This window comes from Marinobacter sp. CH_CUG1437-1 (assembly GCF_037029655.1).
In the GTDB taxonomy this organism is placed as follows: domain Bacteria; phylum Pseudomonadota; class Gammaproteobacteria; order Pseudomonadales; family Oleiphilaceae; genus Marinobacter; species Marinobacter salsuginis.
This window is the reverse complement of the sequence record NZ_JAYMEW010000001.1, coordinates 1121281-1142187: the sequence shown is the minus strand read 5'-3', so window position 1 is coordinate 1142187 and position 20907 is coordinate 1121281. Positions and strand designations below refer to the sequence as shown.

Genomic DNA, 20907 nt, shown 5'->3' with positions numbered 1-20907 from the left:
ACAGGAGCTGTCAGGCCGGGGCAGACGTCAGCAGGCTGGTCATCAGGGCCCTGAGCCGGTTCGGCTTCACCGGCTTGTTCAGGATTGGCAGGTACTGGGCGCGCAGTATCTTGCGGGTGTCGTCGCTGCGATCTGCGGTGATGATGGCGGCAGGAATATCCTTGCCAAGGAAGCGACGAACACCGTGCACGGCATCGTAGCCGGTTCGCTCATTGTTCAGGTGGTAATCCGCGAGAATGATCGCGGGAATCCGCCCGGTTTGCTCGAGAGTCTCTACAGCTTCGGCCTTGCTGGCGGCCGTCAGTACCTCACAGCCCCATCTCTCAAGCAGCAACTGCATGCTCTCAAGCACCGCCGGCTCGTTGTCGATCACCAGCACCGGTACGCCGTCAAAACCATCGGCGAAATTGTTCAGCGAATCGGCGCGAGCCAGATCCGGGCTGGCCTGGGCGGGTTCCAGTGGCAGGGTCAGTACGAACCGGGAACCACGGCCGGGCCTTGAGGCCACATCAATATCGTATCCGAGTACCCGGACCATCCGTTCCACGATGGCCAGACCAAGACCGACACCCTGACGCCCGCCAGTACCCTGGGGCAACAGCTGGTGAAACTCGGTGAAAATGTCCCTGAGCTTGTCTTCCTCGATTCCGACACCGGTGTCCCAGACTTCAATTCTCAGACGTTCGCCCCGAGATCTCAAAGCCATGACAACCCCACCCTTGCGGGTGTAACGGAAGGCATTGCTGAGCAGATTACGGAGGATACGGATGAGCATGCGCTGATCCGTTCGTACCATCGCCGGAATGGTCCGAACCCGGAACCCGAGGCCGGCATTGCTGGCAACGGCCTCGAACTCCTCTCCAAGGGATTTGGCCAGGGTGGCCACATCGGTATAAACCAGGTCCGGCTTCATTGCCTGTTGGTCAAGCTTGGAAATATCGAGCAGGTCTGCAAGTAGGTCTTCCGCGCCCTCCAGAGCCCGATGAACCTGGTGAACCATGCGGGTTTCCTGCTCGGGGAGCGTGCTGTCTTGAAGCGCGGAGATCATTAGACGGGCGGCGTTCAGGGGCTGGAGCAGGTCATGGCTGGCCGCGGCAAGGTACTTGTCCTTGCTGCGGTTGGCCTCTTTTGCCGCCTCCATGGCAACAAAGAGCTCGCGCTCAACCTTCTCGCGCTCCTCAATCTGGTAACGAAGACCCACGTTGGCATTCTGCAGCTCTTCAGTCCGCTCTTCGACGCGCCGCTCCAGGGTGGCGTTCAATTGCTCCAGTTTCTGCCGGGCCAACACTCGCTCCGTGATGTCCGCGACGAAAGCTTCCACCACTTCCGGACCAAGATCCGGGCGCCTCAACAGGGTGACCGCAACGTGGACCGGTGTGCGATCAGCACGCTGGAAGCGGGTTTCCCGGGCACTCAGGCTGCCCTCATCGAGGAGCTCCTGACGTATCGCATCGAACTCACTGGAACTGCAGAACAACTGTTCACGAAGCCGGATGACTTTCTCAGTTAACGCCTCGGGGCTGTCATAACCGCAGATTCTGGCCATGGCTGGATTACAGGCCAGAAATCCGCCTCGCAGGTTGGCCTGGAAGATTCCGTGCAGGGCATTCTCGAACAACCACTTGTAGCGGTTACGTTCCTGCTCCAGCTCGTCAATGCGTTCCTGCAGAGCGGGGTAATAGTTCTTACGGACAGACTGGCTGCCCAGCCCCAGAAGATCGCCAATTCCGTAGCCGCTGTCGTTTTCGCCGTCCTTGATGTCAGAGGGCTTCTTCATAGACAACCTGGACATCCCGCAGCGATGACTTACGGGGGTTGGTGAGAATACAGGGGTCCTGCAGGGCAAATCCGGACAAATGCGGTATGTCGGATACCGAAACACCAAGCTGGGCCAGCCGTGCTTCAAGTCCAACCCGACGTTTGAGTTCCACAATGCGGTTCATTAGTCGCTTCTTGATTTCCGGTTTGGCCATGCCACGGGTATCAATATCCATAGCCTCGGCGACCCGCCGGAAACGGTCCTCGGCAGACTGGAAGTTGTAAGCCACCACGTGCTCCAGGAGCAGCGCGTTACACAGGCCATGGGGCAAATCCAGGAACCCGCCCAGGCTGTGGGACATGGCGTGTACCGCCCCTAGAATGGCATTGGAAAACGCCAGCCCCGCCTGCATCGAAGCCAGCATGATCTGTTCCCGGAGGTAAGGATCTGCGGTGTTCTCCACCAGCAGTTCCAGATTCCGATTGATCAGGCGAATGGCCTCCAGAGCATGGGTATCGGTCAGCGGGCCACTGCCTGTGGACACATAGGCCTCAATGGCATGCACCAGGGCATCAACGCCAGTGCAGGCGGTGAGGTAGGCATCCATGGTCTCGGTGACTTCCGGATCGATCAGGGACACATCCGGCACCACGGCCTTGCTGATGATCGAGAATTTGAACCGGCGGTTGGGGTCCGAAATGATCGCGAACTGGGACACATCCGCGGAGGTGCCCGCCGTGGTGGGAATCAGGATCAGTGGCGGTGACGGGTTGGTGATGGTGTCGACGCCCTCGAATTCCAGGATACTGCGGCCGTGGGTCGCGACAATACCGATACCCTTGGCGCAATCCATGGGGCTGCCGCCGCCGATGGCGACGATGACATCGCATTCACTGGATTTATAGAGTTCGGCCCCGGTCATCACCTCATCCACCTTGGGGTTAGGTGATACGCCGGTGTAAACGGTCGAGCGGACACCCGCATCGGTCAGCAGCGTTACGATTTCATTGACCCAGCCAGCGGCCGCCACGCCGGGATCGGACACCAGAAACACATGCCGGGCACCGAAATTACTGGCGAAGTTGGCCACGGACTTCCGGGAGCCAGCACCAAACACAATTTCCGGTGACACAAACTTTCGCAAGGAAGAGATATCGTGACTCATCAGACTGCACCCGACCGCTTATTTTTATAGGAATAGTCGAGAGTTTAACTCAAGTTCTCTGTGCGATCATTGGCCTTTTGGCTATGCTTTCGGTAGAAGCTGAACATCCATTCGAGCATACCAGCCTGGTTGCCCTGGCGCCGGAAACCGTGCCCTTCATCTTCGAACCAGTGCAGCTCCGGCGCCCGGCCCGCAGCTTTCATGGTTTCTATCATCGCCCGGGTCTGTTCCGGCACCACCACTTTATCCTGCCCGCCCTGGAAAAAAATCATGGGCGCGGTGATACGTTCGGCTTGAAGCAAGGGCGTTCTTTCCTGCCACCGCTCAGGGTATTTGTCTGGCGAGCCCAGAAGCCAATCCAGGTAACCGGATTCGAAGCGATGGGTCATGGCCCGTAAACGCATGGGATCCGTGACACCGAACATGCTGGCGCCGGCGGTGAAACGCCGACTCCGTATCATCGCCATCAGGGCCGTGTAACCGCCGGAGCTGCGCCCTTGGATAAACACCCTCTGGCCGTCCGCCAGGCCAAAAGAGGCCAGGTGATCCGCTGCGCGCTCCATGTCCTCGACGTCCACCTCGCCCCATCGGCCCTGCAAGGCCATCCGGAATGACCGGCCGAACCCGCTGCTTCCCCGGTAGTTGATCTCGGCCACTGCAAAGCCCCGCTGGCACCAGTACTGAACCTGGGGATTGAACACCGGGTAGGCCGCCGACGTCGGGCCGCCATGGGCGATCAGAATCAGTGGCGGGAGGTCTGCGGAAGCGAGTCTCGGGGTGTAGAAAAACCCGTGGATGGAGCTTTCACCCGGCTTCAGTGCCGGAACCTCGATATCCAAAGGCAGAGCAGCACGGGCACCTGCCATGGCCTCTTCGCCTCCGGCAATGGTTCGAACCTGCCCGGTCTTTGCATCAATCATCAGAACCGCATCCAGACGGCTGGCGGCTCGTCCGATGCAATAGAGTTGTCCGCCAGCCGACTGCAGGCAGCGAAAGTCACCGAAGTCCCGGGCAACCCGGATTTCTTCACCGGTATCGCCGGAGCTCAACCAGAGCTCGCCGGTGCCATTGCAGTAGCGGACTCTCGCCCAACCACCCTCGCCTGTCGGGCAATGATGGGATTCGCCCAGTTGCCAGGGTGCGTTGGCGTGATCCCGCGCCGGCGCAGCGATAGTCTTCCAACCGCCCTCGCCCGAGGTCTCGATACGCCAGGGTTGCCACCAGTCTTCATGATCAGACAGTGCCCACAGCTCATCACCATCAAATACCGGCTGCTGAACAGACCCTTCGGTGGGCGTCGGCCAGTCCCGGCATTGGTCCAGGAGACCGTCACTGCCAACGTTTGCTGTCCAGAGCCGGGTGCGCAGCCAGGGCATATCCGGGAGCTGCCAGCTCGTCCAGGCTATCTCTCGGCCATCGGCAGAAACCGCCGGCGCGCTATAGAAGTCCTGACCCGAATGAAGCACCGTTCGTTCACCGGCCATGGAAACAGCCACCAGTTGCTGCTGGCCGCCGGCCTCCCGCACGGCGAGAACCCGTTCCCGGGATTCGTCGGCCACCAGACCGCCGTAGGCCGCGTCCGGGTCATCGGTCAGGCTGATGCATTGGTCTCCGGTGTGGTTGATGCACCGTATCTGCTGATCCTCACCCACAATGAAAACACCCATGTTTGACGCTGCGACAGCACCGCCACCGTAGCCATTCACCCGGCTGCGAATTGCAAGATGATCGGGGCCAAGACGGACCGGGCCATGATCGGAGAGATGCCAGAGCGTGTTGCGGCCCCTCGCCGGGTCAGTCTGCAGCCAGAACAGACCGGCCGAAGACACGGTCAATTCCCCACGCTGGATATGCATTGCGCAGGCCTCGTAGGCACTCATCACTGATTTGTTATGAGCAAGACCTGCAAAAGTAGAAGCTGAAATAGAGCTTTCCAGCCCGGCCAGGGAATCTTCAGCCCCGGAAGAATAACCGTGAATTGTCCGCATTTCGGTAAACCAGTCCAGTCAGGCCGGCCGTGGCGTGATCCGCAGCTTTCCTGGCTGCCAGTATTCGATCATGATACGACGATTTGTTGCATACTGGATCTGCATTATCCGCATTACCGGTCAAAAGATAGGCCTGGCAGCGACAGCCGCCGAAGTCTTTTTCCTTCTCATCGCAGGAACGACAGGGCTCCGGCATCCAGCTGTCGCCGCGGTAATGGTTGAATCCCGGGCTGTCGTACCAGATGTCCTGAAGATCCATGTCCCTGACATTGGGGAAATCAATGGGCAGAAGCCGGGCGCTGTGGCATGGCAATGCTGTGCCATCCGGCGCCACGGTCAGGAACAGATTGCCCCAGCCGTTCATGCAGGCTTTCGGCCGCTCCTCGTAATAGTCGGGAGTCACAAAGATCAGCTTCATGGCGGAGCCAGATTCCTGAAGCCGCTGCCGGTACTGGTTCACTTCCAGTTCCGCCTGCACCATCTGGGCTTTCGAGGGCATCAACCCTTCCCGGTTTTCAAACGCCCAGCCGTAATACTGGCAGGTGGCCAGCTCCACGTAGTCCGCACCCAGACGCTCGCAGAGGGACATGATGTCGTTCATCTGGTGGATGTTGTGCCGGTGGATCACGAAGTTGAGCACCATCGGGTAGCCCGCTTCCTTCACTGCCCGGGCCATGGCCAGCTTCTGGTCAAAGGCCTTGCGGGAGCCAGCCACGGCATTGTTCAGCTCCGGATCCGAAGCCTGGAAACTGACCTGGATATGGTCCAATCCGGCCTCGGCAAAAGCATCCACCTTGGCCTCCGTCAGGCCCAGCCCTGAGGTAATGAGGTTGGTGTAATACCCCAGGTGCCGCGCTTCGGCGATCAGCTCCACCAGATCCTGCCTTACCAGGGGCTCGCCCCCGGAGAAGCCCAGCTGCGCCGCGCCCATTTTCCGTCCCTGTCGAAGCACACTTACCCACTCCTCGGTGGTCAGTTCCCGTTCAGTCTGGGCAAAATCCAGCGGGTTGGCGCAATAGGGGCATTGCAGCGGGCAGCGGTAGGTCAGTTCTGCCAGCAGCCACAGAGGCGGCCCGGCATCATGCGGGTTATTGGGTTGATTGTGCGCGTGGGAGCAGCTCATGACAGTTCAATCCAGTGTTGTTGCCGGGCGTCCTTCAAGAACTCACTCACGTCTTGGCCAAGGGGGCCCGCGTCCGGGAACTGCTGTTCGAGGCTGGCGACGATGTCGGCCACGGTACGCTGACCGTCCACCTCGTTGAGAATGGCGCCTGCACTGCCGTTGAGCTTTACCATGCCCTCGGGGTACAGCAACACATAACTTTCCTGGGCCGGTTCCCACTGGAACCGGAATCCCCGGCGAAATCTTGGTATCTCCTGCATACCCACCTCCATCACAGACCCCGGTGCCAGACCTGGTCGTCGGTCACGGTGTGGTATGGCGGGGTACGGTGGCCGTAGGCCATGGTCATGGCATCCAGCATGGTCCAGAGAATGTCCAGTTTGAACTGCAGGATCTCCTGGGCCCGGGTCTGCTGGGCCTCGGTGGTGAAGTGGTCCAGGGTGATGGTCAGACCATGCTCCACGTCTCGTCTGGCTTCCGACAGGCGCTTGCGGAAGTAGCTGTAGCCGCTCTCCTCAATCCAGGGATAGTGGGCAGGCCAGCTGTCCAGTCGGGACTGGTGGATTTCCGGGGCAAACAGTTCGGTCAGGGACGAACAGGCCGCCTCCTGCCAGGTCGCCCGGCGGGCGAAGTTCAGGTAGGCGTCCACCGCAAAGCGGACACCGGGCAACACGTGGCGCTGGTCAATCACTTCCTCCCGGCTCAGGCCCACCGCTTCGGCCAGGGATAGCCATGCCTCAATGCCGCCGACGTCGCCGTCGTGGCCATCGTGGTCCAGAATCCGCTGCAGCCAGAGCCGGCGCACACCAGCGTCCGGGCAGTTGGCCATGATGGCGGAGTCTTTCTGGGGAATCTTGATCTGGTAGTAGTACCGATTGGCCACCCAGCCGCGGATCTGTTCGGGCGTGCACTGCCCGCCGTACATGGCTTTATGGTACGGGTGGTGGATGTGGTAGTACTGGCCCTTGGCGCGCAGGGCCTGCTCGAAATCCGTCCGGTTCATGGCGGTGTTGGCTTTGGCGTTCATGGCTGCCCCGACAGGTCGATGTGCATTCCGTCCCAGGACACCTCGATACCATGGCGGGTCAGCTCCGCCCGTTCCGGGGAATCCTCATCCAGGATCGGGTTGGTGTTGTTAATGTGTATCAGGATCTTGCGGCTGGCCGGCATGGCATCGAGCACCTCGATCATGCCGCCCGGGCCGCTCTGGGCCAGATGGCCCATGGCCTGGCCGGTCTTCGTGCCCACTTCCTGGCGGATCATCTCGTCGTCGTGCCAGACGGTCCCGTCTACCAGCAGCACGTCGGCCTGGCGCATCCAGCCGAGAATACAGTCATCCGGCTCGCCCAGTCCGGGGGCGTAGAGCACAGTCTGGCCGGTACGGGTGTCTTTCAGGAACAGACCAATGTTATCGCCCGGGTGTGGGTTGTCCCGGCGCGGTGAATACGGGGGTGCGTTGCTCAGCAGCGGAATGGCGGTCAGCTCGATGGATGGTGCGCAGGGAATGGTAAAGCGCGTCTGCTCGGACGCCTCTATGCGCTGCCAGTTCAGGCCACCGTTCCAGTGCTCGAGCATGGTGAAAAGGGGAAAACCACCGCTGAGGTCTTCATGCACCTGTTCGGTACACCAGACGTCCAACGGCAGTCCCTCGCGCAGGGATAGCAGGCCGGTGGTGTGGTCCACCTGGCTGTCCATCAGCACAATGGCATCAATACCGGTATCCCGCAGAGCACGGGCCGGCTGCATCGCTTCGAAGGATGCCAACTGAGCGCGAATGTCGGGGGACGCGTTAAACAGAATCCAGTGCTCGCCGTCTTCACTGACAGCAATGGAGGACTGGGTACGGGCCCGGGCGTTCAGGGTACCCTTGCGGAAGCCGTCGCAGTTGGCGCAGTTACAGTTCCACTGGGGAAAGCCACCGCCTGCGGCGGAGCCCAGAACGTGAATAAACATGGTGGGTCACTCCACAAGCAAAACGGCCAGCGCAAGGCTGGCCGCTTCAGCACTCAGCGGTTGGCGAAGTACATGGTGACTTCGAAACCGATGCGGAGATCTTCGTAGGCTGGTTTGGTCCACATAATGCTCACCTCTATTGTCATGATTGTTAGCGCATTGAGGGTGAATCAACGACATTGCCGATAACCCAGTTCCCATCCTATCGGCCGGGGCAAGGGGCCAATATGGTACTTTGGAACTGTTTTGGTGCCTCCCTAGGTCGCAAAAACCCGAAGTAGACTGGCGCCCTGGCCTGAAACGAAAAAAGGCCCTGGGAAGGGCCAAAAGAGAGTGACAGAAAAACCCGAACTCTCGTCAGAGAGTCGCCCCGGCCAGACACCGGGGGATGAAGGTGCACGTCCACTGTGCTGACTCACAGGCGGGCCCGTGTGGGAGGCCCGCCTACCGCTCACAAATTCAGAAGAAACCCAGCGGGTTGATGTCGTAGCTGACCAGCATGTTTTTGGTCTGCTGGTAATGGTCCAGCGCCATCTTGTGGTTTTCACGACCAACACCAGACTTCTTGTAACCACCGAAGGCGGCATGGGCCGGGTACTGGTGGTAGCAGTTAGTCCAGACACGGCCCGCCTCTATGGCGCGCCCCATCCGGTAGGCACGGTTGATGTCGCGGGTCCAGAGGCCGGCACCCAGTCCGAACTCGGTGTCGTTGGCAATGGCCAAGGCCTCTTCTTCGTCCTTGAAGGTGGTCACACCCACCACCGGGCCGAAGATCTCTTCCTGGAATACCCGCATGTTATTCCTGCCTTTCAGGAGGGTGGGCTGGACATAGAAGCCATTGTTGTACTCACCTTCCATTTCTTCGCGACCACCACCGGTCAGCACTTCCGCACCTTCCTGCTTGCCAATTTCCAGATAGGACATGATCTTGTCGAACTGTTCCTTGCTGGCCTGGGCGCCCACCTGCACATCAGTATCCAGCGGATTGCCGCGCTTGATGGACTTCGTACGCTCAACGACCTTGGCCATGAATTCGTCGTACATGTCTTCCTGGATCAGCGCGCGGGACGGACAGGTGCACACCTCGCCCTGATTGAAGAACGCCAGCACCAGGCCTTCCACACACTTATCGATAAACTCCGGCTCGGCTTTCATGATGTCGGAGAAGTAAATGTTGGGGGATTTTCCGCCCAGCTCTACGGTAGACGGAATAATATTCTCGGCAGCGCACTTCAGAATATGGGAGCCAACCGGAGTGGAGCCGGTGAAGGCAATCTTGGCGATACGCTTGCTGGTGGCCAGAGCCTGACCGGCTTCAATGCCGTAACCGTTGACGATATTTACCACGCCTGGGGGCACCAGATCGCCGATCAGCTCCATCAACACCAGAATGCTGGCCGGGGTCTGCTCGGCTGGCTTCATTACGGTGCAGTTGCCAGCCGCCAGGCATGGCGCGAGCTTCCAGACGGCCATCAGGAGCGGAAAGTTCCAGGGAATAATCTGGCCGACAACGCCCAGTGGCTCGTGGTAATGGTAGGCAACCGTGTTGTTATCAATGGCACTGGAGGTGTCTTCCTGGGCACGGATGCAGCCGGCGAAATAACGGAAGTGGTCCACGGCCAGCGGCAGGTCAGCGTTGATGGTCTCACGCACCGCCTTGCCGTTATCCCAGGTTTCGGCAACCGCCAGCATCTCGATGTTCTGCTCAATGCGATCGGCAATTTTCAGCAGGATGTTGGAGCGCTCCGTGGTGGAGGTCTTGCCCCAGGCCGGCGCGGCCTTGTGAGCCGCATCCAGGGCCAGTTCAATGTCTTCAGCGCTGGAGCGGGGAATTTCACAGATCACCTCACCGGTAACCGGGGTGATGTTCTCGAAGTACTGACCCTTCACCGGCGCGACCCACTCGCCACCGATGTAGTTCTCGTAACGGGATTTGAAAGAAACGACGGAGCCATCCTTTCCTGGTTGTGCGTAGATCATGGTCTCGACCTCTTGTTGTGTTTGTCGCAGGGCAACGCGGCCTTTCGCGTTTACTCATTCAATGTAGACCTCAATCTTCGAGGTTTGAATGATGCGATGGAGGCGAAAAACTCCTCCCTTGGTAGTAGATGGCTCGAAGGCCACGCCACCAGTGACCCGGCTCCGAAATCAAACTCCGAAAATAAACGCACGAAAAGCGCACTGATTGATGCACCAAAAAAGTGCACCCGCCCAGGCAGGAAGCACCTATACTCCACGCTCGGACCACGACCTCAATTAAATCAAACAGTTGGCGATTGGCATGGACTCTGCAGTGAACAGCGTACGCAGCGAGACGTCGGTTACTGAAACCACAATCAAAGCGCCACAATCTGACCAATGGTCAACTAGGGTTCCGGTCTGCCAACAGTGAAAGCAGACGACTGGTCCGAGAGTTGACGACCTTTTCCAAGGTTACACGGCGGGACAAAAGCCCGGGAGGATCGCTCAGTTACTGACGCCTCTCGCTTTTTTGGATGCCCTAACCAGGAGGAAAAGGCCATGTTGCAAACCGCAGCCTCCCCGTATGCAACACCCCTCTACGACGATCTGATTCCCGGCGGATCCCACTGGTCCTTTATCATGCGCCGCGGCCATGTGCTGCGCCTGATTGACGAAACCGGCGGGGCCAACGTCGGCATGTTGATGTACAACCCCGAGAATCCCCTCGAGCGTTACAACATGCCGGATACCCTGAAGAACCAGCACACCTTTCTGCTTACCAAAGGCCATGTCTTGTTATCCGACATGGGCCGGGTCTTTGCCTCCATCATCCGCGATGACCTCGGCTGGCATGACACCGTCGCCGGCACCTGCAATGCCGACCTGGTGGAAAAGCGCTGGGGCCAAAAGACCTACCAGGAAGCCCACAACCACTACCACCGTAATGGCTTCAACAGCTTCCTGAACGAGCTGGCGAAGTACGGCCTGGGCAAGAAAGACCTGACCGCCAACCTGAACTGGTTCAGCAAGGTGAAAACCGATGACGACGGCAACATGACCTTCGCCGAGGGGCACTCCCACGCCGGCGCCACCGTCGACCTGCGCTTCGAGATGGACACCATCGTGGTACTGCACACCTGCCCGCACCCGATGAACACGGCCAGCGAATACCCCCGCCATCCGCTGCGCTACCAGTTGTTCAAGGCAGCCCCAGTGACCGACGCCGATCCGTGCAAGATCTCGTCACCGGAGGCCGCCCGGGCCTTCGCCAACACCGCGCTCTATCACCTGATGCAGTAATGGGAGGCCCGATATGATCAAGCAAAGCAATTTGAAGCCTGAGAACGCTGCCTTCCGCGAAACCGTCCCGGCGGGCGAGTATTTCCTGAAAGTGGTAAAAGCCGGCGAAACCGTCCGCATTCTGGACCTGGAAGGCAACCAGGCCGCCGACACCCTGTTCTACAACGCCCACAACCCGACCGAACGCTATAGCGCCGTCGACACCATCCGCGAGCAGGGCAACGTGTACCTGACCGCCGGTTCGAAGCTGATGTCCTCGGAAAACAACGTGATGCTGGAAATCACCGCCGACACCTGTGGCCGGCACGACACCCTGGGTGGCGCCTGTGCCGCCGAGAGCAACACCACGCGCTACGCCCTCGAGAAAAAGTGCATGCACGCCTGCCGCGACAGCTGGCTGGTGGCCGTCACCGAACACGAAGAACTGGGCATGACCAAGCGGGACATCACCCACAACATCAACTTCTTCATGAACGTGCCAGTGACCGCCGACGGTGGTTTGACCTTCGCAGATGGCATTTCCAATGCCGGTAAATACGTGGAGATGGAAGCGAAGATGGACGTGCTGGTGATGATCTCCAACTGTCCGCAGCTCAACAATCCCTGCAACGGCTGGAACCCGACACCGATTGAGGTGCTGGTATGGAACTGACCGGCGCCCTCAATAACCCCGACAAAGTCCTGATCGCCAACCGCGGCGCCATCGCCTGCCGGGTGATCCGTACCCTGCGTGAGATGGGCCTGACCTCTGTTGCAGTCTACGCGGAAGCGGATTCCGATTCGCTGCATGTGCGTCAGGCGGACGAGGCCTATTCCCTGGGCGAGGGGCCAGCAGCGACCACCTACCTGGATCAGGACAAGCTGTTTGAAGTCATCCGTAAAAGTGGTGCCGGCGCCATTCACCCTGGCTACGGCTTCCTCAGCGAGAATGCCGATTTTGCCCGGCGCTGCGACGCCGAGGGCGTGGTTTTCCTGGGCCCGACACCCGAGCAGATGGAGCAGTTCGGTCTCAAGCATACGGCCCGGTCGCTGGCCCAAAGCGCCGGCGTACCGCTGTTACCAGGCACCGACTTGCTGACCAATCTGGAGGAAGCGCTTAAAGCCGCTGACACCATCGGCTACCCGGTGATGCTGAAAAGCACCGCCGGCGGCGGCGGTATCGGCATGTCCCGCTGCTACGGACCGGACGATCTGAGCAAGAGCTTTGAGTCGGTCCAGCGCCTGAGCCAGAACAACTTCAGCAACAGCGGCGTGTTCCTGGAAAAGTTCGTGGAACATGCCCGCCATGTGGAAGTGCAGCTCTTCGGCAATGGCGAAGGTCAGGTCCTGGCCCTGGGCGAGCGGGATTGCTCCGCCCAACGTCGCAATCAGAAGGTGATTGAAGAAGCTCCGGCACCCGGACTCACCGAGGACGTCCGCTCCCGCATGCACGCAACTGCCCGTCAGCTGGGCGAGAGCATTGCCTACCGCAGCGCTGGCACCGTTGAATTCATCTATGACCCGGACACCAACGAATTCTATTTCCTGGAAGTAAACACCCGCTTACAGGTGGAGCATGGTGTGACCGAGCAGGTGTATGGCGTGGACCTGGTTCGCTGGATGGTGGAACTGGGCGCCGGCACTCTGCCCGACCTTTCCGAACTGGGCAGCAAGCTTGTGCCTTCCGGCCACGCTATCCAGGCCCGGATCTATGCGGAAGACCCCAACAAGGATTTCCAGCCCGGGGCCGGCCTGTTGACCAATGTCGCCTGGGCAGACCAGGACAGCCTTCGCGTCGACACCTGGATTCAGCCTGGCACCGAGGTCTCGCCGCTTTACGACCCCATGCTCGCCAAGGTCATCGTGCATGAGGCCGATCGCGAGTCTGCCCGTAAGCGGCTGATTCAGGCCCTGGATGACAGCCAGCTCTATGGCATCGAAACCAACCTCAAGTATGTACGCCAGGTCCTGGACGATCCGCGTTTTGCCGAGGGCCGTCTGTTCACCCGCACTCTGAATGAATTCGATTACCAGCCGGCCACCGTGGATGTGATCAGCGGCGGCACCCTGACAACTGTTCAGGACTACCCCGGTCGCATCGGCTACTGGGAAGTCGGCGTGCCGCCGTCCGGCCCTTTCGACAGCTATTCCTTCCGTCTGGGTAACCGCCTGCTGGGCAATTCCGAAGGGGCTCCGGGCCTGGAAATCACCCTTAAGGGACCCGTGCTCACCTTCAACCGCGCCACCCAAGTTGCGCTGACGGGCGCCCAACTGGACGCGACCCTGAACGATGAACCGGTGGCGTTCTGGCAGGTAATCAACGTGCCCGCCGGCGCTACCCTGAAGCTGGGCGCCACCACGGCGGACGGCGCCCGGGCCTACGTGTTGTTCCGTGGAGGGTTGGACTGCCCCGAATACCTGACCTCCTGCAGCACCTTTACGCTCGGGCAGTTTGGTGGCCACTGTGGCCGCGCCCTACGTGCCGGTGATGTGCTGGCCCTGGCGGATTGCGAGCCAACCGGCCCGGCCGCCCTGCCTGCCGAACTGAAACCAACCATCGGCAAGAACTGGAAACTGCACGTCACCTATGGGCCCCACGGCGCGCCGGACTACTTTACCGACGAAGACATCAACACCTTCTTCGCCAGCGACTGGGAGATCCACTACAACTCCAGCCGCACCGGTGTGCGCCTGATTGGCCCGAAACCGCAGTGGGCGCGCAGTGACGGCGGCGAGGCCGGCATGCATCCGTCCAATATTCACGACAACGCCTACGCCGTGGGCACCGTGGACTTCACCGGCGATATGCCGGTGATTCTCGGCCCCGACGGCCCCAGCCTGGGCGGCTTTGTCTGCCCGGTTACGGTGATAAGCGCCGACCTTTGGAAACTGGGTCAGCTGAAAGCTGGTGACAAGGTGCAGTTTGTTCCGGTTAGCCAGGACCAGGCCGTGGCCCTGCGGGAAGCCCTGGACGAATCCGTGGCCACCCTGACTGCAGCGACAGCCCATATCAAACCGATCGCGCCAGCCTCTCCGATTCTGGCATCACTCAGTTCCGATGAACACGAGACCGGCGTGGTCTATCGGGCCGCCGGCGACAACTATGTGCTGGTGGAATACGGCCCCATGGAGCTGGATATCCGCCTGCGTTTCCGTGCCCATGCGCTGATGCTGTGGCTGCGGGAGCAGAATCACGAGGCTATTCTGGAGCTGACTCCTGGCATCCGTTCCCTGCAGGTGCACTACGACAGCCAGAAACTGAATCAGCGCACGCTCCTGGAACTGCTCATAAGCGCCGAAAAGGCACTGGAAAAACAGCCCGAGTGGGATGTGCCCGCGCGCATCGTGCATTTGCCCCTGTCCTGGGACGATGAGGCCTGCCAGACCGCCATCGCGAAATACATGCAGTCGGTCCGCAAGGATGCCCCATGGTGTCCCAGCAATCTGGAATTCATTCGCCGCATTAACGGGCTGGATAGCATCGACGAGGTCAAACGGACGGTGTTCGATGCAAGCTACCTGGTCATGGGCCTTGGCGACGTTTATCTGGGCGCGCCGGTCGCCACCCCGCTGGACCCGCGCCACCGGCTGGTGACCACAAAATACAATCCGGCCCGCACGTGGACCGCGGAAAACTCCGTGGGCATTGGCGGCGCCTACCTGTGCATCTACGGCATGGAAGGCCCGGGCGGCTACCAGTTCGTTGGCCGCACCCTGCAGATGTGGAATCGCTATCGCACTACCAGCCTGTTCGAGGCTGGCAAGCCCTGGCTGCTCCGGTTCTTTGATCAGGTGCGCTTCTACGAAGTCAGTGCCGAAGAACTGCAGCAGATCCGGCGGGACTTTCCCAACGGCGATTACCCGATAAAGGTCGAGGAAACCCGCTTCAACCTGAAGGACTACGAGCAGTTTCTGGCGAACAACAACGACGAAATCCAGACCTTCACCGCCAGGCGCAAACAGGCTTTCGATGAGGAACTGCAGCGCTGGATCGAGTCGGGCCAGATCAATTTCAGTTCCGAAGCACCGATCGAGGATACCGGCGAAGACGACATTGCCAACCTGCCAGCAGGCCAGCACGCGGTGGAAAGCCACGTAGCCGGCAACCTCTGGGAGTGCCTGGTCCAACCCGGCGACACCATCGATGCCCAACGGCCGGTAGCGGTCATTGAATCCATGAAGATGGAAATCGAGTTACTGAGCCCCGTAACCGGACGCGTGGTGGATGTGCGTCGGGAAGCGGGACAGGCGGTCTCGCCCGGAACACCGGTCGTGATCGTCGAAGAGATTACCGAGTAATGCCAGCAACCCAAAAAAACTGAAGAAAGACCAACCCTGCAAACACGGGCAAAGCCCGAGGAGAGACACCATGACTACACGCGACATCACCAAACGCCTGGCGGCCGGTCTGTTCACGGCCTCCCTGGGACTGGGATCCATGGGCGCAATGGCCCAGGAAAGGGACTCCTTCAGCATCGCCTGGACCATCTACGCCGGCTGGGTGCCCTGGCAGTATGCCGAGGACTACGGAATCATGAAGAAATGGGCGGACAAGTACGATATCGAAGTGGATATCGTGCAGGTGAACGACTACATCGAATCCATCAACCAGTACACCGCCGGCCAGTTTGACGGTGTGGTAGCCACCAGCATGGACGGCCTGTCAATACCGGCCGCTTCCGGCGTGGACACGACTGCACTTATCGTGGGCGACTACTCCAACGGCAACGACGGCCTCGTATCCAAGGATGCCAAGACCATCGAAGAACTGGAGGGTGAAACCGTACACCTGGTTGAGCTCTCCGTATCGCACTACCTGCTGGCACGGGCACTGGCAAGCGTCGGTCTCGAGGAGCGTGATCTGAGCGTGGTGAACATTTCCGATGCCGACTTGGTTTCTGCGTTCCAGACCGACGATGTCCGCCACGTGGCTACCTGGAACCCGCTGCTGGCCGAAGTGGAAGCCTATCCGGGAGCTACCAAGCTGTTCGATTCAAGCCAGATTCCCGGCCACATCAAGGATCTGACCCTGGTGAACACCGAAACCCTGGAAGATAACCCCAAACTTGGCAAGGCACTTGTAGGTGCCTGGTTTGAAACCATGAGTATTCTGGCGTCCGATTCCGAGGAAGGTGAGGAAGCCCGGGCGTTTCTGGGTGAGTTGTCCGGCACCGACCAGCTTGGCTACGAAGCTCAGCTGGATGGCATGAAAATGTTCTGGAAGCCGGAGAATTCTGTGGAGTTCATCCGCAGCGATGAGGCCCGTGAGGCGATGGACAGCGTTCGACAGTTCTCTTTCGAGAAGGGCCTTCTGGGTCAGGGCGCCATGAGCCCGGACTTTGTCGGCATCGAGTTCCCGGATGGCTCCATTATGGGTGACACCGGAAATGTGAAGCTTCGGTTTAACGACAGCTACATGGAGATGGCGGCTGACGGAGAGATTTGAGCAAGCCCCACCCCAAGGGTGAAGACCACGGGCACGAACATTCGTGCCCGTTTTTGTTTAAACTTCGCGGGAGGGTTGGTGTGGGGGAGCCTTTCCAAAACTGTGCGGAGCCATGGATGGCGGAGCCCAAGCGTCACATGGATGTGCCGCAAGGAGCGTGTTTTGGAAAGGCTCCCCCACACCAACCCGAAACTCCCAAGCCAGATTGAATAGACGACTCTCATGCGCCGTACCAAGGAAGATGCCGAGAAAACACGCCAGACGGTATTGGAAGCTGCTTTAAAACTCTTCAGCCGAGATGGTTACTCATTGACGACTTTGAGCCGTATCGCCAAAGAGGCCGGCTGCAGTCGGGGGCCGATCTACTGGCATTTCGAGAACAAGGACGACCTTTACGAGGCCGTACTGGCCTACTCCCAGGAACCGCTGGAAGCCCTGGTCGCGGAGTGTTCGGGCATGCGGGAAACGCCCATCGAAGCCATGGATCATTTCATAGAACGCTGGCTGGGCTTGCTGGCCAATGATCGCAAGTACCGTCAGTCCTTTGAAATTCTGCTGAACAAAACCGAACTCACCGATGCCATGAGTCGGACACTGAAACGGGAACGGGCGCTGACCCGGTCGATTATCGCCATGTTTCGGGATCTGGTGAGCCAGGCCATCGAGCGGGGCCTGATTAGTACACGGGAAGAGCCGGAGGACCTGGGACTGCTGAGCTACACCTATCTGATGGGCATTACCCAGACCTGGCTGTTTGCGCCGAAGCTGTTTTCACTGAAACAGGAAACGGCGTTTTTCCAGCGACAATTCTGGCGACTGTTAGGCAAATCCAACTGAATGGCTCATTCGGCCAGCTAATTCTTTCACCATTCCGGCACCATAATCTTTTGCATTGTTTTACCCTCTGGCGCCATTGCTCGGCTAAGCTAATTGTGAGCAACCTCGTTTTTCACTGGATTGGCCAGAGACTTTTACCGTCCCACACAACGCTCATTGGCTGGGTGTTGGCGGTTAATTTAAAAGGAACTTTTCGCTGTGACAAACGCCAGCATTCCCTACCCTTCAGATTCCAACACGGAACTCGCTTTTCCTTTCCCAGCTCTGGGAGGTGAGGACCTTCAAGCGTATAACACGCTTGTCAGCACCCTTTACCGCTGCCTCCATGACAACACCGGCTTTCAGCCCTTCTTTGATGCGTTCAAACACCATTTCAAAGCCCTGCAAGGTGGCATTCTGGGGCTCACCAGTAACCCTCAGCGCATGATATATGGCTGGACGTTTGGCTACCCGGAAGGGTTCGAAGAGTGGTATATCAACAGTGATCTGCCGGAACGGGACGAAGCGCTCACCCACTATGTAAAGCTTCCACCACGCCAGTTTGACTCCCTCCTTCGTGGTGACACCAGCCGTAGCATTCTCGATATTCTCAGCCCGGAAAGCCGTGCCTGGGTCGAGGAGGCTGGTATGGTCGATAGTGCCGGCATGTTGGTTACTCGTGAAACCGGTACCAATGTGGTATTCATTGCCAACCGACACAAAGAGTTCGGTCCCTACACTTCAGACGAACTTCTGCAGATGAATCTGTTGGCTCCGCATATCGAGAATGCCGTTGCTCTGCACCTGAAACTGTATGAGACGCGCAGCGACAATGAAAACCTGGCGACAGCACTCAACCACGTGAAAAAACCGCTCATTGTCTTCAATGCACTGGGCAATGTTGCCCAGGCAAACGACGCGGCGCAGGCTCTGATGGAAAACAGCAAAAGCCTGTCCATCAACGACTCCGAAAGACTGCAAAGCTCAGACAGTCAGATTACCCGCAAGCTTCAGGATGCCATTACCACCTGCATCGTCCTCTCGCACAAAGGCATTCTCTCACCACAAACGGTATTTACTTGTCGCGGCCAGGAGCGTATCGCGGTCTGTTTGACGCCACTGATTGCTGATAGCGCTGAGAATAACGGCGTATTGGCGGAGCTGTTCAGTTTTGACTCCTCGCTGGAACCAGATCATGACCGATTGCAGACGCTGTTCCACTGTACACCAACGGAGGCGGCTGTCGCCGCGCTTCTGGCCCAGGGCCTGAGCGCCAGTGATGTCGCCGAGAGAAAACAGATTTCCATCCATACCGCCCGCCAACACATCAAGAGCCTGCTCGCGAAAAACGGCTATCGCAAACAGACGGAGCTGGTGTCCATGCTGGTGCGGGCATTGGCGTAGAGCGCAAGCCGTCACTTGAACCAATAATTGTTTTGCCGCTTTTACAGTTGCCAGACAAACAGTTACACATTTCAGAAAAGCTATAGGTTCAGAGCACTTAGTCGCTTTTCGGTGCAGCATACGTCGCAGAATCGGCCTCTCAATCATGCCCATCCCTAAAATGGGTCATGTCTTGATATAAATCCGATGCTAGTTTCCCGATTACCCAATCAATCTGATATTCATCAAAAAGGTGTGGTTATGGGAAAGTTCAAGAAGTTGACTCTGGCGACGGCCATTTCCTCTGCGTTCGTTCTTACCGGTTGTGGTGGTAGCAGCGGCGGTTCTTCCAATGACAGCAACACGGGCGGCACAACCGCCACTGAAACGGGCATCTTCGTTGACGCCGCAGTTGCCGGCATCAATTACACCACCTCACCAAGCGGCACATCCGGCCAAACCAACGCACTGGGCGAGTACAATTACGAAGCTGGCGATACCGTGGTCTTCAGCATCGGCGGCATCGACCTGCCGGCCGTCGAAGCCACCGGCCGCATCACCCCGGCCGACATGGGTAGCGGTTCTACAGACTGGAGCTCTGACCAGACCGTCGTGAACATCCTGCGCCTACTGCAGACCCTGGATTCCGATGGCGATGCCAGCAATGGCATTACCATTTCCGACGCTGTGCATACCGCTTTGCAGGATATGGATCTCGACCCCTCGCTCAGCGAGGCGGACTTCGAAACCCAGGCCAACACGGCCATCAACGCCACCGGCAAGACCCTGATTGCAACAGCAGATGCGGTTGAACACTTCAAGAGCTCCCAATCCGGCGACCTGGTTGGCAGCTGGGTCTTTGAGGAAGCTAATGGCAACGTCAACGTGCTGACTTTCCTGAATGACAGCGAATACCTGATTGCACACTCCAAGGCTGATGACGGTGACCAGCGGGCCGCAAGTGCGGAGTACGGCACCTACACCTGGGACAGTGCCTCCGGTCAACTCGAGCTGACACTGATTGACGAATCAGACCTCAGTGGTGGTCTGATCGACAACAATTCCCCCGCAACCTGGACAATGCAACTGAGCGACGGCGCACTCATGCTGACGTCTGTCGGAGAAAGCGAAGAAGTCAGGTTTGAAGCAGTGCGTAATGCCCAGCAAAGCCTGATCGGTAGCTGGTACCTGGGCGAAGGTTTTAACGAACAGAAGCAAATCGATCGTCACAACGTGCTCACCATTCTTGATGACAGCAACTATGTTGTTGTCCACAATGACAATAGCGAGGTCTACGACGGCGACGTCGTCGAGCCGGTTTCCTCAGAGTGGGGCACCTACAGCTTCGACGGTTCCACGTTTGCGGTAACCTCCGTGTCGGCGGAACTGGACGGCCCGGGAGGCCTGTTTGACGACCCGGCGAAAGACGAAGGCGGAAATGGTTTCGTCGATGGTCCGTCAGAACTCCACCCGACAGGACAACTGACCCTTTCCGACAACCTTCCTGTTGCCGAAGGAGGCGAGCCATTCACCCTCCGTCGCCTGGGCCGTTATGCGGTCACGCTGAAGGACTTCGACGGCGACACCAAGCAGGTCTACGTCGAGGCCAGCGGCAACGACTTTATCGGTGGCGTTACCCAGACCCTCAGCTTTGCCGATATCGATGGCCGAACGCCAGCCGAGGCCGGCATCTACAACATGGATGCTCCGGATAGCGCGACCATTGATCTGGTGCTGAACCAGGATGGCAGCGGTTACATGGACTTTGATGTCACTGGCGACCAAAACCAGATCGACAGCAACGGTTGGTCCGTCCTGACTTCCGGCTCCCTCACCTACGTGGAGGGCGGCGCGGAATGGACCTACCTGCCGATTGAAGGTGACAGCCCCTACACCACGCTGGTGTACCAGGGCGACATGGATCTCATGTTCATCACGGAAGTGACCGAGGCCCCCCAGTAAAGCAGGAATCTTCTGCCCAATCAGAGCCCGTAACGTGGGCTCTCGAATGACTGAGGAACCCCGGTTTTCCGG

16 protein-coding genes and 1 riboswitch are annotated in these 20907 nt (G+C 58.9%); of the genes, 7 read left to right on the top strand and 9 right to left on the bottom strand.

Annotated features, from left to right (window positions below; genetic code table 11):
* Nucleotides 1-10: 10 nt before the first annotated feature.
* The 9 genes from WA411_RS05170 to exaC all read right to left on the bottom strand — a co-directional run bounded on the left by WA411_RS05170 (nucleotide 11) and on the right by exaC (nucleotide 9968).
* On the bottom strand, nucleotides 11-1777 hold the full coding sequence (locus tag WA411_RS05170; protein WP_291908248.1) for a PAS domain-containing hybrid sensor histidine kinase/response regulator: 1767 nt from the start codon (nucleotides 1775-1777) through the stop codon (nucleotides 11-13).
* Nucleotides 1761-2924 carry an alcohol dehydrogenase-like regulatory protein ErcA gene (gene ercA / locus WA411_RS05165; RefSeq protein ID WP_291908246.1) on the bottom strand — a complete coding sequence of 388 codons (1164 nt, stop codon included), beginning with the start codon at nucleotides 2922-2924 and terminating at the stop codon, nucleotides 1761-1763. The genes WA411_RS05170 and ercA overlap by 17 nt, the downstream gene beginning before the upstream one ends.
* Before the next feature lie 44 nt (nucleotides 2925-2968).
* Nucleotides 2969-4780 carry an alpha/beta hydrolase family protein gene (locus tag WA411_RS05160; protein WP_291908244.1) on the bottom strand — a complete coding sequence of 604 codons (1812 nt, stop codon included), beginning with the start codon at nucleotides 4778-4780 and terminating at the stop codon, nucleotides 2969-2971.
* Between the two features lie 97 nt (nucleotides 4781-4877).
* Nucleotides 4878-6035 carry a pyrroloquinoline quinone biosynthesis protein PqqE gene (gene pqqE, locus WA411_RS05155; RefSeq protein ID WP_291908242.1) on the bottom strand — a complete coding sequence of 386 codons (1158 nt, stop codon included), beginning with the start codon at nucleotides 6033-6035 and terminating at the stop codon, nucleotides 4878-4880.
* Nucleotides 6032-6310, bottom strand: a complete 279-nt coding sequence (gene pqqD, locus WA411_RS05150; RefSeq protein ID WP_174805016.1) for a pyrroloquinoline quinone biosynthesis peptide chaperone PqqD — start codon at nucleotides 6308-6310, stop codon at nucleotides 6032-6034. The genes pqqE and pqqD overlap by 4 nt, the downstream gene beginning before the upstream one ends.
* On the bottom strand, nucleotides 6307-7062 hold the full coding sequence (gene pqqC / locus WA411_RS05145) for a pyrroloquinoline-quinone synthase PqqC (protein WP_291908240.1): 756 nt from the start codon (nucleotides 7060-7062) through the stop codon (nucleotides 6307-6309). The genes pqqD and pqqC overlap by 4 nt, the downstream gene beginning before the upstream one ends.
* A complete protein-coding gene (pqqB, locus tag WA411_RS05140) occupies nucleotides 7059-7988 on the bottom strand; it encodes a pyrroloquinoline quinone biosynthesis protein PqqB (protein WP_291908238.1) in 930 nt (309 codons plus the stop codon). The genes pqqC and pqqB overlap by 4 nt, the downstream gene beginning before the upstream one ends.
* 53 nt (nucleotides 7989-8041) lie before the next feature.
* The gene (gene pqqA / locus WA411_RS05135; RefSeq protein WP_007153157.1) at nucleotides 8042-8113 is read right to left on the bottom strand and encodes a pyrroloquinoline quinone precursor peptide PqqA; all 72 of its coding nucleotides are present in this window, start codon (nucleotides 8111-8113) and stop codon (nucleotides 8042-8044) included.
* A 334-nt stretch (nucleotides 8114-8447) separates the two neighbouring features.
* Nucleotides 8448-9968 carry an acetaldehyde dehydrogenase ExaC gene (gene exaC / locus WA411_RS05130; protein WP_291908236.1) on the bottom strand — a complete coding sequence of 507 codons (1521 nt, stop codon included), beginning with the start codon at nucleotides 9966-9968 and terminating at the stop codon, nucleotides 8448-8450.
* Between the two features lie 375 nt (nucleotides 9969-10343).
* Nucleotides 10344-10450, top strand: a riboswitch (guanidine-I (ykkC/yxkD leader).
* A 58-nt stretch (nucleotides 10451-10508) separates the two neighbouring features.
* Here exaC and WA411_RS05125 point away from each other — a divergent pair.
* The 7 genes from WA411_RS05125 to WA411_RS05095 all read left to right on the top strand — a co-directional run bounded on the left by WA411_RS05125 (nucleotide 10509) and on the right by WA411_RS05095 (nucleotide 20835).
* Complete coding sequence (locus tag WA411_RS05125; RefSeq protein ID WP_291908234.1) at nucleotides 10509-11249, top strand: urea amidolyase associated protein UAAP1; 741 nt, start codon at nucleotides 10509-10511, stop codon at nucleotides 11247-11249.
* 13 nt (nucleotides 11250-11262) lie between these two features.
* Nucleotides 11263-11901, top strand: a complete 639-nt coding sequence (locus WA411_RS05120) for an urea amidolyase associated protein UAAP2 (protein ID WP_291908232.1) — start codon at nucleotides 11263-11265, stop codon at nucleotides 11899-11901.
* Nucleotides 11892-15527 carry an urea carboxylase gene (gene uca, locus WA411_RS05115; RefSeq protein ID WP_291908230.1) on the top strand — a complete coding sequence of 1212 codons (3636 nt, stop codon included), beginning with the start codon at nucleotides 11892-11894 and terminating at the stop codon, nucleotides 15525-15527. Before WA411_RS05120 ends, uca begins: the two co-directional genes overlap by 10 nt.
* Nucleotides 15528-15597: 70 nt before the next feature.
* Nucleotides 15598-16674, top strand: coding sequence for a putative urea ABC transporter substrate-binding protein (locus tag WA411_RS05110; RefSeq protein WP_291908228.1), 1077 nt, complete (start codon nucleotides 15598-15600; stop codon nucleotides 16672-16674).
* A 222-nt stretch (nucleotides 16675-16896) separates the two neighbouring features.
* A complete protein-coding gene (locus tag WA411_RS05105) occupies nucleotides 16897-17511 on the top strand; it encodes a TetR family transcriptional regulator (RefSeq protein ID WP_291904299.1) in 615 nt (204 codons plus the stop codon).
* Between the two features lie 198 nt (nucleotides 17512-17709).
* Nucleotides 17710-18894 carry a helix-turn-helix transcriptional regulator gene (locus WA411_RS05100; protein WP_153637175.1) on the top strand — a complete coding sequence of 395 codons (1185 nt, stop codon included), beginning with the start codon at nucleotides 17710-17712 and terminating at the stop codon, nucleotides 18892-18894.
* A 240-nt stretch (nucleotides 18895-19134) separates the two neighbouring features.
* Nucleotides 19135-20835 carry a hypothetical protein gene (locus WA411_RS05095; RefSeq protein ID WP_291904302.1) on the top strand — a complete coding sequence of 567 codons (1701 nt, stop codon included), beginning with the start codon at nucleotides 19135-19137 and terminating at the stop codon, nucleotides 20833-20835.
* Nucleotides 20836-20907 lie beyond the last annotated feature (72 nt).

Bases quoted from the DNA above. Each gene is read 5' to 3' on its own strand.
- WA411_RS05170 (WP_291908248.1), bottom strand. From the start codon at position 1,777: ATGAAGAAGCCCTCTGACATCAAGGACGGCGAAAACGACAGCGGCTAC.
- ercA (WP_291908246.1), bottom strand. From the start codon at position 2,924: ATGAGTCACGATATCTCTTCCTTGCGAAAGTTTGTGTCACCGGAAATT.
- WA411_RS05160 (WP_291908244.1), bottom strand. From the start codon at position 4,780: ATGCATATCCAGCGTGGGGAATTGACCGTGTCTTCGGCCGGTCTGTTC.
- pqqE (WP_291908242.1), bottom strand. From the start codon at position 6,035: ATGAGCTGCTCCCACGCGCACAATCAACCCAATAACCCGCATGATGCC.
- pqqC (WP_291908240.1), bottom strand. From the start codon at position 7,062: ATGAACGCCAAAGCCAACACCGCCATGAACCGGACGGATTTCGAGCAG.
- pqqB (WP_291908238.1), bottom strand. From the start codon at position 7,988: ATGTTTATTCACGTTCTGGGCTCCGCCGCAGGCGGTGGCTTTCCCCAG.
- exaC (WP_291908236.1), bottom strand. From the start codon at position 9,968: ATGATCTACGCACAACCAGGAAAGGATGGCTCCGTCGTTTCTTTCAAA.
- WA411_RS05125 (WP_291908234.1), top strand. From the start codon at position 10,509: ATGTTGCAAACCGCAGCCTCCCCGTATGCAACACCCCTCTACGACGAT.
- WA411_RS05120 (WP_291908232.1), top strand. From the start codon at position 11,263: ATGATCAAGCAAAGCAATTTGAAGCCTGAGAACGCTGCCTTCCGCGAA.
- uca (WP_291908230.1), top strand. From the start codon at position 11,892: ATGGAACTGACCGGCGCCCTCAATAACCCCGACAAAGTCCTGATCGCC.
- WA411_RS05110 (WP_291908228.1), top strand. From the start codon at position 15,598: ATGACTACACGCGACATCACCAAACGCCTGGCGGCCGGTCTGTTCACG.
- WA411_RS05105 (WP_291904299.1), top strand. From the start codon at position 16,897: ATGCGCCGTACCAAGGAAGATGCCGAGAAAACACGCCAGACGGTATTG.
- WA411_RS05095 (WP_291904302.1), top strand. From the start codon at position 19,135: ATGGGAAAGTTCAAGAAGTTGACTCTGGCGACGGCCATTTCCTCTGCG.